Here is an 18,780-nt window from a genome sequence, read left to right on the forward strand (position 1 = left end):
TTTAGCATATTTTTCCCTTTATTCCACGAGAATTGTGTCATAATAGATTCTTTTTATTACAGATGTAAAAAAACCCGCTTTGTTTAGAAGCAGGTTTTTCTCTTCAAATTATTTAACTGAGTGAATCAATATGAAAAAGAAATATTGATAAGGATTCTAGTGGTTTTTTTTAATCCTGAAATCGTGTATCAATATACCTCTACATTAATGAATGCCTATACGAATGTAAATGCTCGTTCATACAATAAATAAAACCACTTAAAAGAGGTGTCAGCATTGTCATCAACCATTACAACCGGTCCTTATCCGGGTCATTCCGGGTCTTGTATTGCTTATTATAATCACTATGTATATAACCATGGTACACAGCATCACTCGACTCATCATTCAACCCATAATTCTGGCCTAGCAGTCCCGGCGGCTCAACCCGTCATGGGCTATCCACATCAAACCGTTACGCATAGCAGTTATTATAGCTATCCTTATTGGGGGCCTGTAATCTCCTATTGATAAATAAAACCTAAGCGCCATGCTGGATTTCATAGTCTTCGACTGATAAAAAGGAAACACAGCGATGTAATTCACGAGCTGATGCTGACTTATTCTAGGGAGGAGACGCAGAAATCTGCTAGCCGATAGGCACTGGAGCTAGAAGAAGATTACACTGATTACATCATTTATTTTATACTTATTCCTAAAAAAGGCGATTGGCACAGACTTTCTCTGCACTAATCGCCTTTTTTAAAGTTGTACTTGTATCCTATTCTTTTTAATCAAAAATTTCCAATGGCAGAATTTATTTTTCCAAATCCTTTTTCTCTTAACCAGCCGCTACATTGGAAGAATCCAGATCTTCATTTTGTGCAGAACTCTGACTATCTACAGCAATAGGGATATGGCAAAAACGAACCGCATCAAACAGCCCAAGGTCGGTCACTTTCAGTTCAGGAATAACGGGAAGACTCAAAAAGGATAGTGTTAAAAATAGATTAAAGTCCTGATGTGAGCTGACCTTTTGCAAAGCTATGTTCAACAGCTGCAGCTCTTGGTTGACCGTCTGGTAATCTAAATGGGACATTAATCCTCCTAAAGGAAGCGATAGTGAGTGGATCACCCTGCCATTTTTCACAATGACCATTCCCCCATTTATCTCCTGGAGGGTCTTAATGGCAATAAGCATATCCTCATCGTTCGTGCCGGCGGCAATTAGATTATGTGAATCATGGGCAACCGTTGTGGCAATGGCCCCGTCGGTCATTCCCAATCCGTGAACAATGGCCAAGCCAATATTTCCTGTTCCTTTATGCCTTTCGATTACAGCCAGTTTTACAAAGTCCAGCTTTGTGCTTGGAACAAAGAAATGGCCATCTGTGGGCACTTCTTCCACTTTCTTTTTCGTCATGATTTGATTTGGAATAATGTCGATAACATGCGCTTTTTGACTTGCCAATAAAGGAATTTGCAGTTCCTCCTTTTTAATAGAAGGAATGCGGACAGAATCTGTGAGCTTTTGATTCGCTGGTGCTGTTTCCCGCTTAGAATCCAGATAACATCCTTTTTTCACAACGATTCGTCCTGCTTTATACACGTCTGAAATAGCTGCATCCTCAAGGCTCTCTAAAATGACCATATCGGCCTGATATCCAGGAGCAATCGCGCCTTTGTCCGCTAATCCAAAGCATTCCGCTGCGTTTAGTGTCGTCATTTGAATGGCTTGAAGAGGATCCATTCCTAACTGAACGGCAAGGCGGATATGATGATCGACACTTCCTTCTTCAATTAAATCATCCAGATGCTTGTCATCAGTACAGAAAAGACAGCGGCGCGCATTCGCCGGCTTTACCGCCTTAATCAGGGCTGAAAGGTTTTTTGCTACGGATCCTTCCCGAATCATGAGATACATGCCACGCATTAAACGGTCCCTTGCCTCCTCCTCTGTAGTACATTCATGATCAGTGGCAATGCCCGCAGCCCGATAAATATTCACCCCTGTTGAATCCAGGCCTGCTCCGTGCCCATCCACTTTTGCCGACTTAGATAAAGACTGTACAAGCTTATCGAGCATTCTATCATCCATATTTGCAACTCCCGGAAAATCCATGACCTCCGCCAGGCCTGCTACTCTTTCATTCTTATAAAATAGTTCAAGGTGCTCTGCATGTAAGACAGCACCTGCATTTTCAAAAGGAGTGGCTGGTACACTCGATGGCAGCATAAACAATACATCTAAATCCAGCCCCTTGGAATTCTCCAGCATAAAAGCAATGCCTTCTTCTCCAGCCACATTGGCAATTTCATGCGGATCTGTGATGACTGTTGTAACACCATGAGGCAACACAACCTTTGCAAATTCCACTGGGGTTACCATGGAAGATTCAATATGCACATGGGCATCGATGAATCCAGGTGCAATATATTTTCCTTTTAGATTGACTTCTTCTCTTCCCTCATACTCACCGATTCCCACAATATAACCATCTGAAATGGCTAAATCAGCCTCAATGATTTCAAGATTAAATACATCAATAATTTTCCCGTTTTTAAACACCAGGTCAGCGGCTTGTTTCTTGCCTGCTGCTGCAATCCGTGTCTTTAGCTGATTTTTTGTTATGTTCATTCTAAACACTCCCAACGAGATTATCCGTAAAATCGTTAAACAAAAAACTCTAGCTGTAAACTAGAGTTTGACGTTACGTGAGTGTACACAAAAATGCGTGCAGACCTAGACCGCACCATCCTATGTATCCTCGTAGTCAAACTATTTACGGTAGTTTGGTAGAAACTTTCGACCCATATTGTCGAATTTATACGAAGTTTATATTCTAAGTATTTAGTTGTATATTTTACTCGGTTCAGAAAAAATAATCAATAGGAACATACTTAAAAGTTTCCTGCTTGCTCTAAAAGATGATGATCCGGAATTCCACCGCCAGGAATCCCGGCTTCATCGAATGCTTTATCTCACATGCCGGCTGCACTAAACAAGCTGCTAAATAATAATAGTGGTCCCATCAAATTTGGTAAGAGAAAAGCCTTTGAAATCTTCATTATAGTTTTTTTTATAGTCTCGCAGAATGCCAATTGCAACCTGCTCGCCCAAAAGCATACCTGCCTCATTGGACCGCCAGTGAACACCCGTAAAATCTCGGGAATGCGTAATATTAGAAGCGAGTTTATTCAATTCATCACCAATTGTTAAGGAGGCTCCCTCGTGGGATGAGTGAAAGACCATCGGCACTTGCCTGAACGGGGTTCGGAATGACAAAAGACTCGTTAAAGAAAGCTTTTAGCATCGTTACGCCTGCTGAAGCAAACGAGGCATGGCCACCAGGAAAAGCCGGATGTGTCGCACAACCTTCTGCGTAAGCAACCGGAAGCAAAAAGCTGCCATATTGTTTATCGATTTCGGTGAGTACTCGGGAACTCAGCAGATCTTCATGGATGGGATATTGGGCAGCCCCAATCTTGGTATTGTGGACCCGTCCTCCAAATTCCTCGGGACGCAGACGGCGATGGACCAAGAACTTTTGAAACCAAGCAGCCTCCAAAGCTGCCCTTGCAGCTCGTGCAGTGAAATCAAGTATATGAGGGGCTCCGAATGTGGAAAAACCCGTTTGTGTTAAAGATTGCAGATAGGGGTTGTTTTGATCAAGCGCATCCGGTCCATAGCTTAACAAAATGAGGCAGGCATTGAGAACGGCCATGTAAGGAAAATCCTCATGGACATACTCACTTAATCCCCTCCCGTCACGAATATAGCGCTTTGCTGTGTCAAAAACATTTGAAGTGGAAGGAAGCATACCATTTTGGATCTTTAACCACTCTTTATAGTCCGTTAAATGGTCGTCTTTTGGGACGGTTGTCCGATATTGCTGCACCACTGTATCTGCACCATACGGAACATCCTTCCACATGAATTGAGAGAGGAACGGCCCCAATACATCACCGGATTTGTCACCCCGAAATAATGTATCGGTTGTTACCCTTCCATTTACTTTTGGACCTCCAAAATCGGAATAAGTGGATAAATCAGCCGCAGCCTCTTGTGTAATAGGATTTGTATCATATTCTGCAAATGGAACGTCTCTTGCAAGTGCCCTCCAGTATAGCTCTGCCATCTCACTCGCTTCCCTGGCACTGCTAAAACTCGGCGGGGCTTCAAGCGTTATTTGATGGCTGTCAGGACCCGCCAGCTCATAGGCATAGGCGCTTTGAGGATCAGTCAGCTTTACGGCACCTCCCAGAGGAATTTGCTCAAAATCACTTGGCTTCCCTGTATTCAATGCAGTAAGAAATGCTTGATACGCAAAAAGCTCCACTTCCCCCAGTTCATTATGGGGCAGTCCCTTGGAATAGTTTCCGATCTTAGAAGGATACCGCTGTTCGTCCCCATTACAACGATGAGGCTTGGGAGGAATAATCAAATACGAAGCCGCATCCTTTACTCGTATCAAAAAAGCACTTAAAATACGCTCAAGCGGGCTTGAGCGGCCCCAATTCACATGATTTTTTTTCATTTTCTAAACCGTCGTTCATATGACCACACCCTTCAATATTTTGAAGCATTTCATACCATATTGTATTAAAGGCTGGCTTTATATGAATGGTGAGGTTTACGAAGGAAAAATGCCCATTTTAAAAGTATAATCGTTGTTTATTAAGCCTTCTCATCTGTCAAAATAATTTTAAGCTTTGGCTGAAAACAGCTTGTGTACTTCCTTCTCCAGCTTTTTCAATAGAGGAAAATCGACAGTAGAACCAAGACTCTTCATTAGGCTCCGATAATACCATTCCTGCTGTTCCCTTCCGCGATTAAACCGCTCCCAAACTGCATCTCCCTCTTTTGCATAATCCTCTAAAATTGACCTTATGTTGTGAAGCTTGTCTGCACAGGCAATTGCTTTGATTTCCTCTGATGCTGTCATTAAAAACTCAATCGTGTGAAGCTTTCTTTCCTCCCAGGACAGAGACTTATCCGGTTCGGAGCAGCCCTCCACCATATACGCTATTTCAGTGCCAAAATCCCTTCTTAAATCCTCAAGTGTTACGTCGGTATCTTCCACCGTGTCATGCAGGATGCCGGCAGCCACAACCTCTTCCCGGCAGCCTTCCTCTAAAAGTATCATTCCGACCGCTGCCGGGTGCGCAATATAGGGGATGTCCGTTCCTTTTCTGTACTGCGATTGATGGGCACGGCTTGCTGTTTCAAGTGCTTTGTTAATGAGGTGCATCCTTCTCAATCCTTTCGTAAAAATATTGTAGATATAGTGTTAGCCAAACAAATTAGATAAACAATAATCTCAAATCTTCATTAGTACCGGATTGAAAAATAGCCGCTTTGTTCATTTTTCGACATCTGCTCTTAATCCTGGCAATTAGTCCAAGCTATTCCTAAATCAGTACATATAGTATACTAGCCGCAAGCATTAAAACCCATGATGATGAACACCACTCCTTAATTTTTTGGCAAAGGAAGAGCCAAGTACTTCCTTTGCCTTTTTTTGTATGAAATGAATCTTCTTCATACTAATTTCGTATTGTTCCTTAAAGTAAATACTCGGTACAACACATGAATGTGATAAGTGCGTCTCTCCTTACTGTCCTTATCTTTTTTTAAGCCAAAATAAAAAAGCCGCTCACATGAGGGCTTTGTCAGAATGTATTTTAAGGTACAGCTTTATTAAACAGCTTTATTAAAGGCCTAGTCATCAAAATGGAGATGTCCGGCATTATATTTAAACCGTAGAACCCTTAGCGAGGTCCAAGTCAAAAAGCTCATGGCCCAGGTCAGACCGTTCAGCTGAATGTAAAGGGTATCATGCTTAAAGACTGTATATAGAACAGCAATGGTATCCAGATTTAATTCGATAAAGACTAAAAGGATCAATACATTAATATGTGCCAACACCCATTTTAATACTTTTTCCAATTTATCCATATTAAACGCTCCATTTGCCGTTTTTTTTTATTCCCATTAGAAAAGTGAAACATCAATACTTTATAGGGATAATATACCACAAAAAACCCTTCCAAAATGGCTTAAAACAGGCGAAATTTTGACGATTTTAAGGCATTTTTATAAAGGGCTTGAGTTCATTTTTCCACTGAGGAAACGCAACCGCCAGAGAAGTAATCAGGCAGCAAAAATGGACAAATAATTCTTTCTGAAAAAAATAAACAAAAAATCATTTGATTCAGCCAATGTTTTTTCTTTCATCTTTTACACGAATAAAATTACCGAGTTTTTTGTGGGTTTATATTTTTCATTCATGACCTAGGATATAGATTTTCATATGCTTACAACCGTATTCTATTCGATATTGGTTTTGCCTCATCTTTATAAAAATCAGATATCATAATATCATGATAACTCTCCCCTTTCTAGCAAAGGAAGAATCTTTCGCTATTGCTATTTTGGTTTAGGATGGACTGTACTAGCATTCAAGCTTCTTACATGATTTCTCTGTAACCCAACTATGTGATTTTTAGTATTGAGCATCATAACAAGAAGAATTTCTCAGTCTTCATCCGCAATGTAAGAGGCCGTAAACTAAAAAACCGTAACAATACTCGAAATAATAGCTTTTTATATTTTACGTATAGATTTTGGAGAGCTTACCCCATACTAAGAAATCTTCATAAAAATCGGTTTAGTCAATGGGGTTATTAGATGAAAGCTTTTTTTGAATTTCACTCAAAACTTGATTTATTTCGTCCTTTTTCAGTCGATCATCTCGTGACAATTGCAATTATATTCATTCTCTGTATTCTCCTATTTGTTTTTAGAAACAAGCTTATGGAGAAGGGGAAACAAAGACTTTTTCGTTTCGCTCTGGCATTTATCATATTAGCCGATAATGTTTTGTACCATCTTTGGCTTGTATATGAGCATGCTTGGTCAGCGCAAAGGGCATTGCCGCTTCAGCTTAGTGACCTTGCTGCTATTCTTGCCATTTTGATGCTGCTGGCGACAAGCTATAGAATTTTTCAATTTATGTATTTTGCGGGGTTAGGAAGTGCCATCCAAGTAATCTTGACACCTGATCTTTACAAATATTCATTTCCTCACTTTCTATATTTCCAGTCTTTTGTTTCACATGGAGGGGTGGTGCTGGCTTGTTTGTTTATGGTGGTGGCCTTTCACTACAGGCCGACTATTCGTTCCATGTGGATGACCATTCTTATTGTAAGTATATATGGAGTTTGTGTCTTCTTCCTTAATAAGTTCTTGGGTTCGAATTACCTCTATATCATGAGGAAGGAAGGAATGGGTACACCCTTAAATTTTTTTGGGCCCTGGCCATGGTACCTACTTTCGATGGAGATTGCAATGATTTTGAGTTTTTATATTCTATATAGCCCGTTTTGGATAAAAAGAAAAATAGATAAAGGCTACGTTGGTTCATATTAGATGTATATTGCACAAGCATACAGGAATTAGCATCAATTGATTTGGCGTCTACTTTACGCACAGTGCTGAATTAAGATGTTAGCGTTAATATAGCATAGCATTTGATATTGAAACCTATAGGGATATAGGGCGGTTTGACAGTCCTTATGATGGTGAGGCTATTGCTAAACAACTGTTAGTGAACATGATGATTTTTTTGTATCAACGACCCATACTTTCGGTTCTTTTTTCTTATTTAAATATCAACATTTGTTATTTAACACAACCAATTTATAAGTAAGATTGTGAAGATATGTACTTAAACTCTAGGAATCCTAAGTTCAATTGGAGCTAAATCATTCGTTTTTTTATACTCATATTCTTGCGTATTTTCTAAAATGCCCAATCCATTGAACATTGCTCCTAATAAATGTGTGAAACTTTTTCTCTTAGTAACAATAGACCTTATATATAGAGAACTTTCTTACACTTAAACAGCAGACCCTTTTAGCCTAAGTTCAGAGAATAAATCTAGGAAAATTCGCAAAAAATAACGTAGAATTATGATGGATTTTGGAAACGTTGCAACTTCCAGCCCCTAAAGAGCAGGAAAAGGTGATATTGGACGTTCCGCTAATAGCACAAAATCCTGAGTTGAAATATGGTTGCATAGTGACGAGCTTAGCGGTGGGTTCAAAACATGCCGGTATTAAAGTAAGTAAAACAATGAAAGCACGAGAAGACATATTCCAAGAGGTATACCCTTGAAAGCAGGTAAACATGTAATAACATCAGAAATAAGCTGGAAAAAGAAAATAATGATCACTCTATGGGTCAAATGGGAAAGTTTGTTTAATCGATTTTTTCACATTCAGCCCATTGATGAGAATCAGCCATTCTTGAACGTAAGAGTATGTACTTATTGGGGTAAAACGATTCAATTGTTAGATGGAGAGGAAATTCACAGAGGTGATCGTGTGCTCGAACTTCATCTTAATAATGAAATGCTTTTTAAAATGGGAATCAATTCCTGTTCTTCTATTCAATTAGCCATCCAAATGATTCGGACAACTGAACAATTATTACCGAAGACTCTACTGTACATCCTAAACCATCCGAAATATGAAGAGATTAAGGGCTTATATGGGGTTTCTATGATCCATCGTGGAACAAAGCAATTCGGATTTACAGTAATTGACTTGCCAAAAGGGCTATTCTTTTTTATAACCAAGATCTATTTGCGCCTATTATTGTTTGTTGTTCATCCTCAAGGAAAACAAAGGTTACAAACCAAAGGAGAACTTCTTGTTCCAAAGATGATTGCCATTTCGACGAAGGAATTCATACGAAGATATCCCAATGATAGAAGTTGAAGCTCGCATTTTCCTTCCACTCATATGGCATGATTTAAAAGCGGGCAGAAGTGATGCTCCAAAATTAAAACAAAGTCTCGTTCGCTAAGGTGACTTTCAATTTTACACGGATGGACAGACTCTATATAATGCCCTTTTTAAAGATATTCGAAAAGCAAAAAACTATATTTATATTCATTTTTATATCATTGACAAAGATCAAATCAGTCAAACATTTCTTTGTTGAAGAAGAAGGCGAAACGAGGGAAATATTAAATCGATCCAAGGATACATAGAAGTTATCTTCGTTCATGGAGTAACTTCTATTTTTTATAGTTATAAATACAATCTCTTATTCAGTGACTACCCCATTAAAGGCCGATTGATAAATCTTTCTTATATCCTCTTCCAACAATGGCAAAGGACTGCGGGCCAATAACCTTTTTTGTTGTACACCATCTTGAGTTAAGCTTTCTAAAGCCGATTCAGGGATATTAAAACCTGCTAATGTTTGTGGGATGCCAACATCCTTAACGAGTCTTTTCAGTTCCTCCACAAGTAAGAAGCCTCTTCTTCTGATAGATAGAGAGAATTTCCACCGAGTGCGTTTAAGACATCGGCCATTTTTTCGTACAGCTTTTACGAATATAGCCCATTACATAGGGGAGTAATACCGCATTCGATTCGCCGTGGGCGATATGGAATTGACCGCCTGATAGATAGGCCAGTGCATGAACACCTCTGCTACTCCTGCGTTAAAAAAACCCAAGCCGGCAATGTAACTGTCATTACTCATATCGATACGAGCCTGTTTATCATTCCCGTTCTCGATTGCTGTCCTTAATGAACGTGAGATTAAACGAATGTCTGGAAGAGGTAAACCATCTGATGTCGGGCTTGCATTCATGGATAAATAAACTTCTACTGAGTGGGTTAAAGCATCCACTCCTGTTGCTGCCGTTACTCTTGGCGGGACAGAAACAGTCAATTCCGGATCGACAATCGCTACGTCTGCCAAAAGATAATCATGGGTCACCACATCTTTTGTCGACTCCAATGAAAGAACGGAGATATTCGTAACCTCAGATCCGGTACCCGCAGTGGTAGGGATCAGTATTTTGGGCAATCCTTTTTCCTCCACTTTTTTTGAACCGGATAAGTTTAAATAATCGGCTGCCGGACCTTCATTTCCCGCCAACACTGCTGCTAGCTTCGCGAGATCCATCGCACTTCCACCGCCAAGTCCGATCACCATTTCAAATTTCCCTTCACGTGTGAACGCAACAAGTTTTTCCCCTACTGCGAGTGGCGGCTCCGGTACAACCTCTGTGTATACGGTAACTTCATAGCCCTGCTCTGTTAAGGGTGCGGTTACCCGCTCAGTTAAACCTATCTCTTTTAGGAAGGGATCGGTGACCAAAAGAATTTTCCTTGGTGAGTATTTTTCCACTTCAGGTAAAAGCTGCTCTAAAGAACTTATCCGCCCAAATATAGTGGTTCATAAAATAACACCCCTTTATTTTTTTGTGGTATTTACTCCATTTTATCCCAGACAAATGATAATCATTATTTTGGATTGTCAATTCCATTTTTGTGTTATACTAAATTTATGGAAAAACAAATTAATGTTAATAAACCAAAACGGCGGCTGACGAAAAAGGGAGAAGAGACTCGTTTCCGAATCGTAAAAGCCGCAGCAGAATTAATGTTTGAACATGGGGTTGCTTCTACAACTGTAGAAGAAGTACAAAAAAAAGCTCAGGTCAGCGCGTCCCAGCTCTACCATTATTTCAAGGAGAAACGAGCGCTAGTTCAAGCTGTTATTATTTATCAGACTGAGCAAGTACTAAGTACCCAAAAGTCCTGGGTAATCCAACTAGACAGTATGGAAGCCCTAAGAACTTGGCGCGATGCGATTGTACAACTTCAAAACTCTCGTCAATGCAGAGGCGGGTGTCCAATCGGCTCTCTTGCTAGTGAGTTATCAGACGTTGTGCCAGAAGCTCGTTCCGAGCTCGCAGCTGCATTTATGAATTGGGAGCACTTCATTTGTAAAGGACTACATGCGATGCAAGAACGCGGTGAACTGAGCAGCGATGCCAATCCAGATGAACTTGCTCTTGCGTTGCTGACTGCACTCCAAGGTGGGCTTCTTCTTACACAGGTTCGCAAAGAGACATTACCACTTGAAATAGGATTGGACAGTATGCTCGAACATATCAGCTCTTTCATCATTTAATGGGCCTCCAAGCAATATGGTAGATATGAAAAAGCATGATCTAATAGCACAAGCATGATTTTCATATATTGCGCTAAAAAATTCATCATAAAGGAGGGTGTATGTTTTTTCTCTAGGAGAGAAATCTTTAATCCTACAATGTAACTATCAAAAAGACTTGATCCAAAAAATAGAAGTAAAGCCCCCATAAGGGTAAAGAACAGAATATGGTGGTAAAAACACACTAATCGTACGAATGTGGTGTGTTTTTTTTAGCATATGGAATAAAGGACAACATTTTAATAACGAACGATGGGTATGAAAACATTTAGCGCCGTTTGGCCATTAGAACTTTTAATGTCCATGTGTCCGCCCATTTTATAAAAGATCATGTTAACCTAACCCAACTGAGTTATCATTGGTTGAAAAAAAGGGTCGATTCATTTGGTAAACGTTTTCGTCAGAAGTCTGTCTCGGAAATCCGTCTTCCAAAATAAAACATCGTTTTTATAATGAACAACCTACACCAATAAAGAAAAATAACCAAGCTAATTTCGGCTCTATACCTTCATCAGCTTGGTTTAGTAGGGTCTTTTCTTAACTTCATTAGAATGGTTTTTTACTGGTAGAAATAGATAACACGGAAGATTAAAACTTGTATAACGAAAATTAACATTGCTTCGTGAATACAATCAAACTTAGTTTTAGAACCGTTTAAGCGTCATCTTAAACGGCTGTACGTCCTCCATCGACAGCGAGTTTGGCTCCGTGTACGAAACTAGAACTATCTGTTGCAAGGAAGACGATTGCCTCTGCAATCTCATCCGCCGAGGCGGGACGGCCTGCCGGAGCCTGAGAGGCCAGCTGATCAAGAGCTTCGCCCATAACCTCAGTACCTTCTGTACGTGTAGGTCCAGGGCTGACGGTATTAACACGAACCCCATTTGGACCGTATTCAGCAGCCCATGCTTTTGTAAGTAAAGTGATGGCCGCTTTGCTCGAACCATAAAGGCTCATACCAGAAACACCGTAATCGGCAACCATCGACGATAAATTGACAATGGCACCCTTGCCTCTTTCAGCCATCTTTGGTGCAAGTTTAGCAACGAGGAAGTACGGTACTTTAACGTTAAGTGCATATACACTATCAAAATCTTCCTCCGTAGTTTCATCCGTAGGTCCGAATGGAAAAATTCCAGCATTGTTGATAAGGATATCAATATGACCGTCTCCAAGCTCGAGTGCACGTTTCACCAAACTGTCAACACTCGACACGTTACGAAGATCCGTCTGTACGAAATCAGCCTTTCCTCCTGCAGCTCGAATATTCTCAACCGTCTGCTCACCACGATTTGCATTACGCCCCGCAACAATGACATGAATTCCAAGTCCAGCGAGTTTATTTGCAACTGCCCGTCCAATACCACTTGTTCCTCCTGTAATCAGTGCAGTAGATTGATTTGTATTCATTCTATCCTATCTCCTTTAACATTTTGGATTGTTTACTCCATTTCTAACAAAATAAATACTACTCGTTTTTTTTTGGATTGTCAACTCCAAAACTTTCGAGTTCCGTTTTATCTAAAATATTTCAATCGAACCTTTTTAAAACACCATTTATTCATATTTTTCAAAATAGCCCTCATGGCTACGAGCTGTCGTATTTTATTTTGATCTTTGCTGCTGACTCGTATGTATCCAAACTATCTAACGTCCACTTTATATTTCCCTCTTTTTAATTCTCTTTTCTCTTATTCCGCTATAATGCGTTCATAAAAGTATTTAAAACTAAGGAACGTTTGTTCCTAAGTTTTACGAACGTAAAAAACGTCCGTTTTTGAAAAAACTACCATTCGTAAAAATGTGCTTTTTAGACGGTTTCTAACTCCTTAAGCTTATAAACTTTAGAAAGGCTGTATTCGCATAGATTGTTGTTTTTCGTACAGATGTCTAAATCCGTATTTAGCTTGTCATCATGGCATCTTTTCGTTCACTATTCAAAGGTATCTATGCTGAATCTTTCATTTTACTTACTCATTTAGTACAAATAGCAACAAAGTTTACGAAAAGAGCATTAGACAATTACACTTCCTCTTTATTTTTAAATCACAATTGAACATCTTCTAATAAATAATAAAAAAACAAAAAAAGAGAAGTTTCATACCCTTCTCTCAATAGTCCCAATCTTATTTTTGAATTTTTGTTTTAGCATCTTCCAATTGTTTTCTGTATCTCACATAAGATTCTTTTATAGACGGGTTATCCTCAAAAAAATGCCTGATAAATGTTTTCCCCATAACACCAATCATTCGACAAAAAATCTCCTAATAACTGATGCGTTTCAGCCAAGCTTTGAGCTGTTTTCTTCCCTTTTTCGATAGTATAAATTCACGATATTTTTCATACACAACAAATCCCATTTCATCAAGCCTTTGAATCATTTTCGTTGCGGATGAAGGTAAAACATTAGGTAAGGCAGCAATATCCACCGTACGGGCCTATCCTTTTTCATTTATAAAGAGATGTATTTTTTCTAAATAATCCTCCATAGCGGTTGTTGGCACCAAGATTTCCGCCTAATTTAAATATCAGAAAGTTAAAGCGATTGAAAAGCTATCAGTGAAAATGTGTCAAAGCCTTTAGATACTGTACAGGCACAACAAACTAAAAAGGAACCAGCAATACCTAAGCATAATGTCTTTCCCTCTTTACATACTAAAACCGGATTAGACAGTGCATCGGATCTTCTTGGAGCAGTTGCGGATTTTCTTTGTTTTCAAATGCTTTGATTATTTCGGGATGTGGGAATACTTGTACAGATTTTTGGAATTCTGCACCCTATTACAAAATCGGAGGCATCTGTAAAACCGGATTTGTCTGGTGTAAGGCACACATAGATGTCATCATTTAAAACTTCTGCAAAATGTAGATTCATTGAAGATGCTCGTTCTGAAATCCGTAACTGCTTTGGGGTCCTCCTGACACGACAGTTGAGGGTTTTTCGGGGGTAAATGCATAATATTTGTTAACTCTAAGTACACTATAAACAATAAAAGGGAGCACTGTGACCTCCCCGTCTACGCCGCTTACTTTTCACCTTTTCACTTGGTTTTCTTGTGATCCGTAACTGACAGACGAATACAGTTGCGGTTTTTTTGTATTTAATCTTCCGGCTAATTATAAACGGTACCTGGATGCATGTAGGTTGTTCTAATTGCTTTATTTATTTTTGGATACGACTTTACTACTTACCTTTAGTTTTTCCCCTACTTCACTTTTGCACGACGTAATTCAAGGGAATGGTTCGAGCTACACGTTCACGTACTTCAATGTTCCAAACCTAATTAACTGAACTTTCTCTTTCTTTCGTATTAAAATAGTTTCAAATAATGCATCCACAGCTGCTATGGCATTTTTCTTTGTTAGTTCTATGTTGTGCTGCAACTGCATTTACTTATTCTGTCTTATTCATCTTCAAGCACCTCGTTATTTTATTATTCGATATGTAGAAAAGGTTAAATATCATAAATTATATAAACATTTATTATTCAAGGAGCTACAAAGAACCAAGAAAGTCCACTTATTGCTTGGAAAGACTAGTTCTTCATGCGCAATTTTAGTTATTTCCTCATATAAAAAAGGCAGCAGAATCGCCGCCTTAAATTTAAAATACCGTTTTATTTAAAAGGTCTAAAAATAAGTTCCTACATCTTTGATTGAATCCGTTTATTTCAAAGAAACTTTACCTTGAATTTCAATTTTAACATCTGCTTTTTTCAATAAATTTCCGACTTCGCACCCTTTATCTGCTGCTTCCGTCGCTCTTTGTGCGGATTGAATTTGTTCTTCTGTTGCATCTTTAGATAAAACGATGTGAGGATAATGGATAATTTTAAATTCATTATCAGATATATTTGCCTCTGAGTTCACTGTAAGTTCAGCAACAGGCAGGTTTCTGCTTGAAAGTACAAACGTAAGAGTTGCTGTATAACAAGTAGCTACCGAAGAAACAAGAATCTCTTTTGGATTTGCTCCGTTGCCACTACCTCCTAAAGATGCAGGAATAGCGATTTTTGTATCAAGATACTCCGCTTTAAGGGTTCCATTCCCTTTTACTCCACCATCCCAAACAGCATTCACATTTATTTTCATATCAGCCATGTTTAACACTCCTTCAAATAAATAAATTATATTTATATCATGTTCGTTCATGTATGTTATTATTCTACAGGTATCGCAAGTAGTTCACGAAAGGTGAAAAATACGCTACAAAACATTGATTACGGTGTAATTAAGACCAAATTCCGCGCAATTAATGTTGGTTCGGTACAATTACTTTCTAACTATATGATAATGAATGAATTTTTGAACCTAATAATATATTAAAAAGCAACAACGTTTGCGAATAAAGCCTTAAGAGTATCTGAATTAAGCGAAGTTCTTGTACAGTCCGTTAAGAAGAAATTTCTCAACGATCTGAAAAAAATTCTGCCGTTCGGAAGAGGCTATTTTATAAGTTGTTTAAGAATTCTCTTACTGAATCTGCAGTTTTGGCATTCGCACTATGCAAATGAGCAAGTTTTTCACCATTTTTGAATACTAATAATGATGGAGTTCCCATTACATTTTGTTCCTCAGAAATTTCCGGGAACTCATCACGATCAATTTTAAACCATTGTTTATCTGGATGCTCCGCTGTAATTTCATCAATGAACATATCTAAACGTTTGCAGTCCGGGCACCAAGTTGCCGTAAAAATTCCAACTGTAAGTTGATCTTGGACAATTTGATCACGAAATTCTTGCTCTATTTTGATTTGTTTCATGTTTTTCCCTCCAGGCTTTTCTCTTGATACTGACTTTGCTGTCTGTACTCACAATCCTTGCGTAAGCATACAAAAAGGATTGTTAATCCATTTATGCTTTTACCCAATTTGGGACCATTTCTACTCCGGCAGCTTTAAGTGTTGTGAATACAGGACAACGAAGATCCGTTTTTTCTTGTAGTTCTTTGATTCTTTCTTCTGCTTCAGTTGTTTTTACTTTTGCATGTACGGTTACTTTTTCAAAATAGGGACGAACATTAGGTTCTCCCATTAACCCTCGAGTATCAAGTTCGCCACGAATGTCGAATTCAATTCCTTGTAAATCAAAATTTATGTCTTTTGCTACCATGTTAGCAATAATGTTCTCACAGCCGGCAAGTGCGCCTAGTAATGTGGCAAGTGGATTTGAACCCTCGTCCTTTCCTCCCATAGCTTGAGGTTCATCTACAATAAAATGGTGGTTGACAGATCTCACTTTTGTTTGCAATCCTTGAGAAACACCTGTAATTCGTTCTGTCACGTTTGCCATAATTTCTCCATCCCCCTGTTTTATCAATGTATTATTTTTAATATTGTATGCATACAATTCTGTACCTACCGTTCGGTACAGAAAGTAGTTTAGCACACACATTTATAGTTCGCAAGTAAAAAAATCATGTGTTTTTATAAATAGAATTTGCTCTAAATCATAAACGACATTCTTCCATTTATGATTTGCTGTGGGCTTTTTAACTGAAAACTGTTCATTGAATCCGAATAATCAATTTTTAATTTATTATCAAAAAAATTAGCTCTGTTTTCTCCAGTAAAACAGGACGATTGTTCGTTTCAAATAGAACATCATTGGTTTCATCTATTGATTAGACAAAAAACAAAATAGATACACTTGCCCCGCAGGCAAGCCCTTCAGTTACGTTTTGAATTTTATGATATCCCTTTTGATCCCCAATTTTTTAGTTCAGTTCTTCTGCTGCGCTTTTTGTGATGATCACTTCCATTTGTTACACCTTCCTTATTCTTTTTCCCCATCGATAAAATATATATTATTTAGATTTGAAGTTCTTATTTTTGTACCTACCGTTCGGTACATTGTAAATTGTTAAATACTGACAAGAAATGAGTCCCCGGGTTTAAACGATTAGTAAACAAATTTGAGTTCAGTAGTTTTAAATAAACGGATAAAAAATGAGTAAAAAACCGACCTGGTTTTTCATTCCTAACCATAACTAAAACCATGAAATTTGAGTCATAAACATTATTCTCTTGAAAACTGGAAGTAAATAATGCTATTATAATTGTACCGAACGGTTGGTAAATAATCATACTTGATAATCCATCATTTTAAGGATAAACTAAATAAAATTTGACAAGGAGTTTGAAAAATGTCATCAAATCTATATACAAAAGAACATACACAAAAATTAGCTTTATTAAAAGATCTTGCACCAGAACAATTAAAAGCCTTTAATGATTTTAATGTTGCAGTATTTAAAGAAGGTGCTCTTACCATAAAAGAGAAAGAAATTGTTGCTGTAGCAATTGCTCATATCACTCAGTGTCCGTATTGCATTGAATCTCATACTAAGAAAGCAAAAAAAGCAGGAGCATCATTGGAAGAATTAGTTGAAGCTATATTTGTTGCAACGGCTGTGGAAGCAGGGGGCGTCGTTACTCATAGTACGCATGTACATAACGCAAAAAATGTAGATGCATCAGATGTTCTTTATGCCCGTTCCAATTTAAAAAATTTAAGCAACCTGGGTAAATTTGCTCCTGAAGGATTCAAAGGCTATTCAGTATTTAGCGCTGCTGCCACTAAAGAAGGAATACTCACTGCTAAATTTAAAGAAATTATCGCGACTGCATCTGGAGTGGCCAGTCAATGTCCATATTGCATCGACGTTCATACTAAAAAAGCAGAAAAACTCGGCGCAACAAGTGAAGAACTCGCAGAAGCTATTATGGTTACTTCCGCATTACGCGCAGGCGGTTCCTATGCACACATGGCTAATATGATTCAAAGTTATCAAGATTGAGGTTGTGGTTATTGTGTCTTCCAAAAAACAGGAAATTATACAAATAGCTAGAGAGATTATACACTCAAAGGGTTACCAAGCGACATCAGTCAGCGATATTATGGCAGCTACTAATATAGGAAAGGGACAATTTTACCATTATTTTCAATCAAAACATGATCTTGGATTAGCTGTTGTAGAAGAGTTAGTCAAAGATTGGGATGGACAGTTACTAATCGGAATTCTGAATACTTCAGATGACCCTGTTACTAAGTTAAATCGGATGCTCAAATGGGCCGAGACAAGTCATGCAGAAATGGAAATTAAGAACGGATGTGCAATGGGAAATTTGGCAATTGAAATGAGTAACCAAGATGAGGAATTTCGAGTGAAAATAGAAGAATTTTTTCATCATTGGGTAAACTCAGTCGCTGATATTTTATCGGAAATGATTGAGAATCACCAGTTAGATGATTCAATTAATCCGAAAAAAAACGCAGAATCTATTGTTGCCATGATTGAAGGCGGAATTTTACTAATGGTAAGCCGACAAAATATCCAAGTATTACAAGATATTTTTGAAGTAATTAAACAACAGTATCGTTTAAATTAAAGACAAAAGGTTAAGTCAAGACTTACTAACGGACGGTTAGTAAGTCTTTTTGCTTTCTATATTATATTTCACAATTGTATTATATAAGCTATCTTTACTTCTTGGTAACGTTCTTAAGTAATTGAAGCTTCATTTTATTCCATTAAATGGTTTTTTGGGATAACATGACTTTTGTTTCAGACCGCTTTATTTTAACTTGTTTTGCACTCTTTATTTTTATGTTGAATGCTCATTCCTGAGATCCGTGCACTGTTTGGCTACCAAATTGACAGGAAAACCTCAAAAAACGATATTCTTTGTGTAAGAATATGTTAGACAAATTAACCAAAAGAGCCTTGTTCTATTTTTTTTATTTAGTAACGGTAGT

General features: G+C 38.2%; 17 protein-coding genes, 4 pseudogenes and 1 riboswitch. Of the genes and pseudogenes, 8 read left to right on the forward strand and 13 right to left on the reverse strand.

What is annotated here, in order from left to right; all coding sequences use genetic code 11:
* Positions 1-276 precede the first annotated feature (276 nt).
* Positions 277-510 carry a hypothetical protein gene (locus A5N88_RS24740; protein WP_157090606.1) on the forward strand — a complete coding sequence of 78 codons (234 nt, stop codon included), beginning with the start codon at positions 277-279 and terminating at the stop codon, positions 508-510.
* 310 nt (positions 511-820) lie between these two features.
* Here the strand turns inward: A5N88_RS24740 and ade are convergent, their stop codons facing one another.
* The 4 genes from ade to A5N88_RS05325 form a co-directional block, all read right to left on the reverse strand.
* Complete coding sequence (gene ade / locus A5N88_RS05310; protein WP_066263924.1) at positions 821-2,617, reverse strand: adenine deaminase; 1,797 nt, start codon at positions 2,615-2,617, stop codon at positions 821-823.
* A gap of 113 nt (positions 2,618-2,730) precedes the next feature.
* Positions 2,731-2,832, reverse strand: a riboswitch (purine riboswitch).
* 353 nt (positions 2,833-3,185) lie between these two features.
* Positions 3,186-4,517: a phosphatase PAP2 family protein gene (locus A5N88_RS05315; RefSeq protein WP_232317530.1), complete on the reverse strand. Its 1,332-nt coding sequence runs from the start codon at positions 4,515-4,517 to the stop codon at positions 3,186-3,188.
* Positions 4,518-4,685: 168 nt separating this feature from the next.
* A complete protein-coding gene (locus tag A5N88_RS05320) occupies positions 4,686-5,231 on the reverse strand; it encodes an HD domain-containing protein (protein ID WP_066263927.1) in 546 nt (181 codons plus the stop codon).
* A 470-nt stretch (positions 5,232-5,701) separates the two neighbouring features.
* Positions 5,702-5,938, reverse strand: coding sequence for a hypothetical protein (locus A5N88_RS05325; RefSeq protein ID WP_066263930.1), 237 nt, complete (start codon positions 5,936-5,938; stop codon positions 5,702-5,704).
* 732 nt (positions 5,939-6,670) lie between these two features.
* Here A5N88_RS05325 and A5N88_RS05330 point away from each other — a divergent pair.
* The 4 genes and pseudogenes from A5N88_RS05330 to A5N88_RS26505 form a co-directional block, all read left to right on the forward strand.
* Positions 6,671-7,411 carry a YwaF family protein gene (locus A5N88_RS05330; protein ID WP_066263937.1) on the forward strand — a complete coding sequence of 247 codons (741 nt, stop codon included), beginning with the start codon at positions 6,671-6,673 and terminating at the stop codon, positions 7,409-7,411.
* Positions 7,412-7,981: 570 nt separating this feature from the next.
* Positions 7,982-8,131: pseudogene (locus A5N88_RS25760) on the forward strand (C39 family peptidase); the annotation flags it as partial.
* Positions 8,132-8,154: 23 nt separating this feature from the next.
* Entirely contained in the window at positions 8,155-8,763 is a 609-nt protein-coding gene (locus tag A5N88_RS05340) for a YkoP family protein (protein WP_066263945.1), read from the forward strand.
* An 88-nt stretch (positions 8,764-8,851) separates the two neighbouring features.
* Positions 8,852-8,983 (forward strand): annotated as a pseudogene (locus A5N88_RS26505) (cardiolipin synthase); the annotation flags it as partial.
* A 111-nt stretch (positions 8,984-9,094) separates the two neighbouring features.
* On the opposite strand, the pseudogene A5N88_RS05345 reads toward A5N88_RS26505, so the two are convergent.
* A pseudogene (locus tag A5N88_RS05345) lies at positions 9,095-10,234 on the reverse strand (iron-containing alcohol dehydrogenase).
* Positions 10,235-10,351: 117 nt separating this feature from the next.
* Between A5N88_RS05345 and A5N88_RS05350 the strand changes: the two are divergent.
* Positions 10,352-10,981 (forward strand): TetR/AcrR family transcriptional regulator, encoded by a 630-nt coding sequence (locus tag A5N88_RS05350; RefSeq protein ID WP_066263948.1) that lies wholly within the window; start codon positions 10,352-10,354, stop codon positions 10,979-10,981.
* 705 nt (positions 10,982-11,686) lie between these two features.
* Here the strand turns inward: A5N88_RS05350 and A5N88_RS05355 are convergent.
* The 8 genes and pseudogenes from A5N88_RS05355 to A5N88_RS26265 form a co-directional block, all read right to left on the reverse strand.
* Positions 11,687-12,430, reverse strand: a complete 744-nt coding sequence (locus A5N88_RS05355) for an SDR family NAD(P)-dependent oxidoreductase (protein ID WP_083953042.1) — start codon at positions 12,428-12,430, stop codon at positions 11,687-11,689.
* Positions 12,431-13,146: 716 nt separating this feature from the next.
* Complete coding sequence (locus A5N88_RS26065; protein ID WP_260525542.1) at positions 13,147-13,269, reverse strand: hypothetical protein; 123 nt, start codon at positions 13,267-13,269, stop codon at positions 13,147-13,149.
* Positions 13,270-13,284: 15 nt separating this feature from the next.
* The gene (locus A5N88_RS24135) at positions 13,285-13,449 is read right to left on the reverse strand and encodes a hypothetical protein (protein WP_083953043.1); all 165 of its coding nucleotides are present in this window, start codon (positions 13,447-13,449) and stop codon (positions 13,285-13,287) included.
* Positions 13,450-14,264: 815 nt separating this feature from the next.
* Positions 14,265-14,432, reverse strand: a pseudogene (locus tag A5N88_RS24745) (HU family DNA-binding protein); the annotation flags it as partial.
* 254 nt (positions 14,433-14,686) lie between these two features.
* On the reverse strand, positions 14,687-15,121 hold the full coding sequence (locus A5N88_RS05360; RefSeq protein ID WP_198160178.1) for an OsmC family protein: 435 nt from the start codon (positions 15,119-15,121) through the stop codon (positions 14,687-14,689).
* A 349-nt stretch (positions 15,122-15,470) separates the two neighbouring features.
* The gene (locus A5N88_RS05365) at positions 15,471-15,785 is read right to left on the reverse strand and encodes a thioredoxin family protein (RefSeq protein ID WP_066263950.1); all 315 of its coding nucleotides are present in this window, start codon (positions 15,783-15,785) and stop codon (positions 15,471-15,473) included.
* Between the two features lie 91 nt (positions 15,786-15,876).
* Positions 15,877-16,314, reverse strand: a complete 438-nt coding sequence (locus A5N88_RS05370; protein WP_066263953.1) for an OsmC family protein — start codon at positions 16,312-16,314, stop codon at positions 15,877-15,879.
* A gap of 152 nt (positions 16,315-16,466) precedes the next feature.
* The gene (locus tag A5N88_RS26265) at positions 16,467-16,550 is read right to left on the reverse strand and encodes an iron-sulfur cluster assembly accessory protein (protein ID WP_302467001.1); all 84 of its coding nucleotides are present in this window, start codon (positions 16,548-16,550) and stop codon (positions 16,467-16,469) included.
* Between the two features lie 617 nt (positions 16,551-17,167).
* On the opposite strand from A5N88_RS26265, the gene A5N88_RS05375 reads away from it, so the two are divergent.
* Both A5N88_RS05375 and A5N88_RS05380 read left to right on the forward strand, forming a co-directional pair.
* The gene (locus A5N88_RS05375) at positions 17,168-17,821 is read left to right on the forward strand and encodes a carboxymuconolactone decarboxylase family protein (protein ID WP_066263954.1); all 654 of its coding nucleotides are present in this window, start codon (positions 17,168-17,170) and stop codon (positions 17,819-17,821) included.
* Positions 17,822-17,834: 13 nt separating this feature from the next.
* Complete coding sequence (locus A5N88_RS05380) at positions 17,835-18,413, forward strand: TetR/AcrR family transcriptional regulator (RefSeq protein WP_066263955.1); 579 nt, start codon at positions 17,835-17,837, stop codon at positions 18,411-18,413.
* Positions 18,414-18,780 lie beyond the last annotated feature (367 nt).

The sequence above is a fragment of the Heyndrickxia acidicola genome, from assembly GCF_001636425.1.
GTDB lineage: Bacteria > Bacillota > Bacilli > Bacillales > Bacillaceae_C > Bacillus_AE > Bacillus_AE acidicola.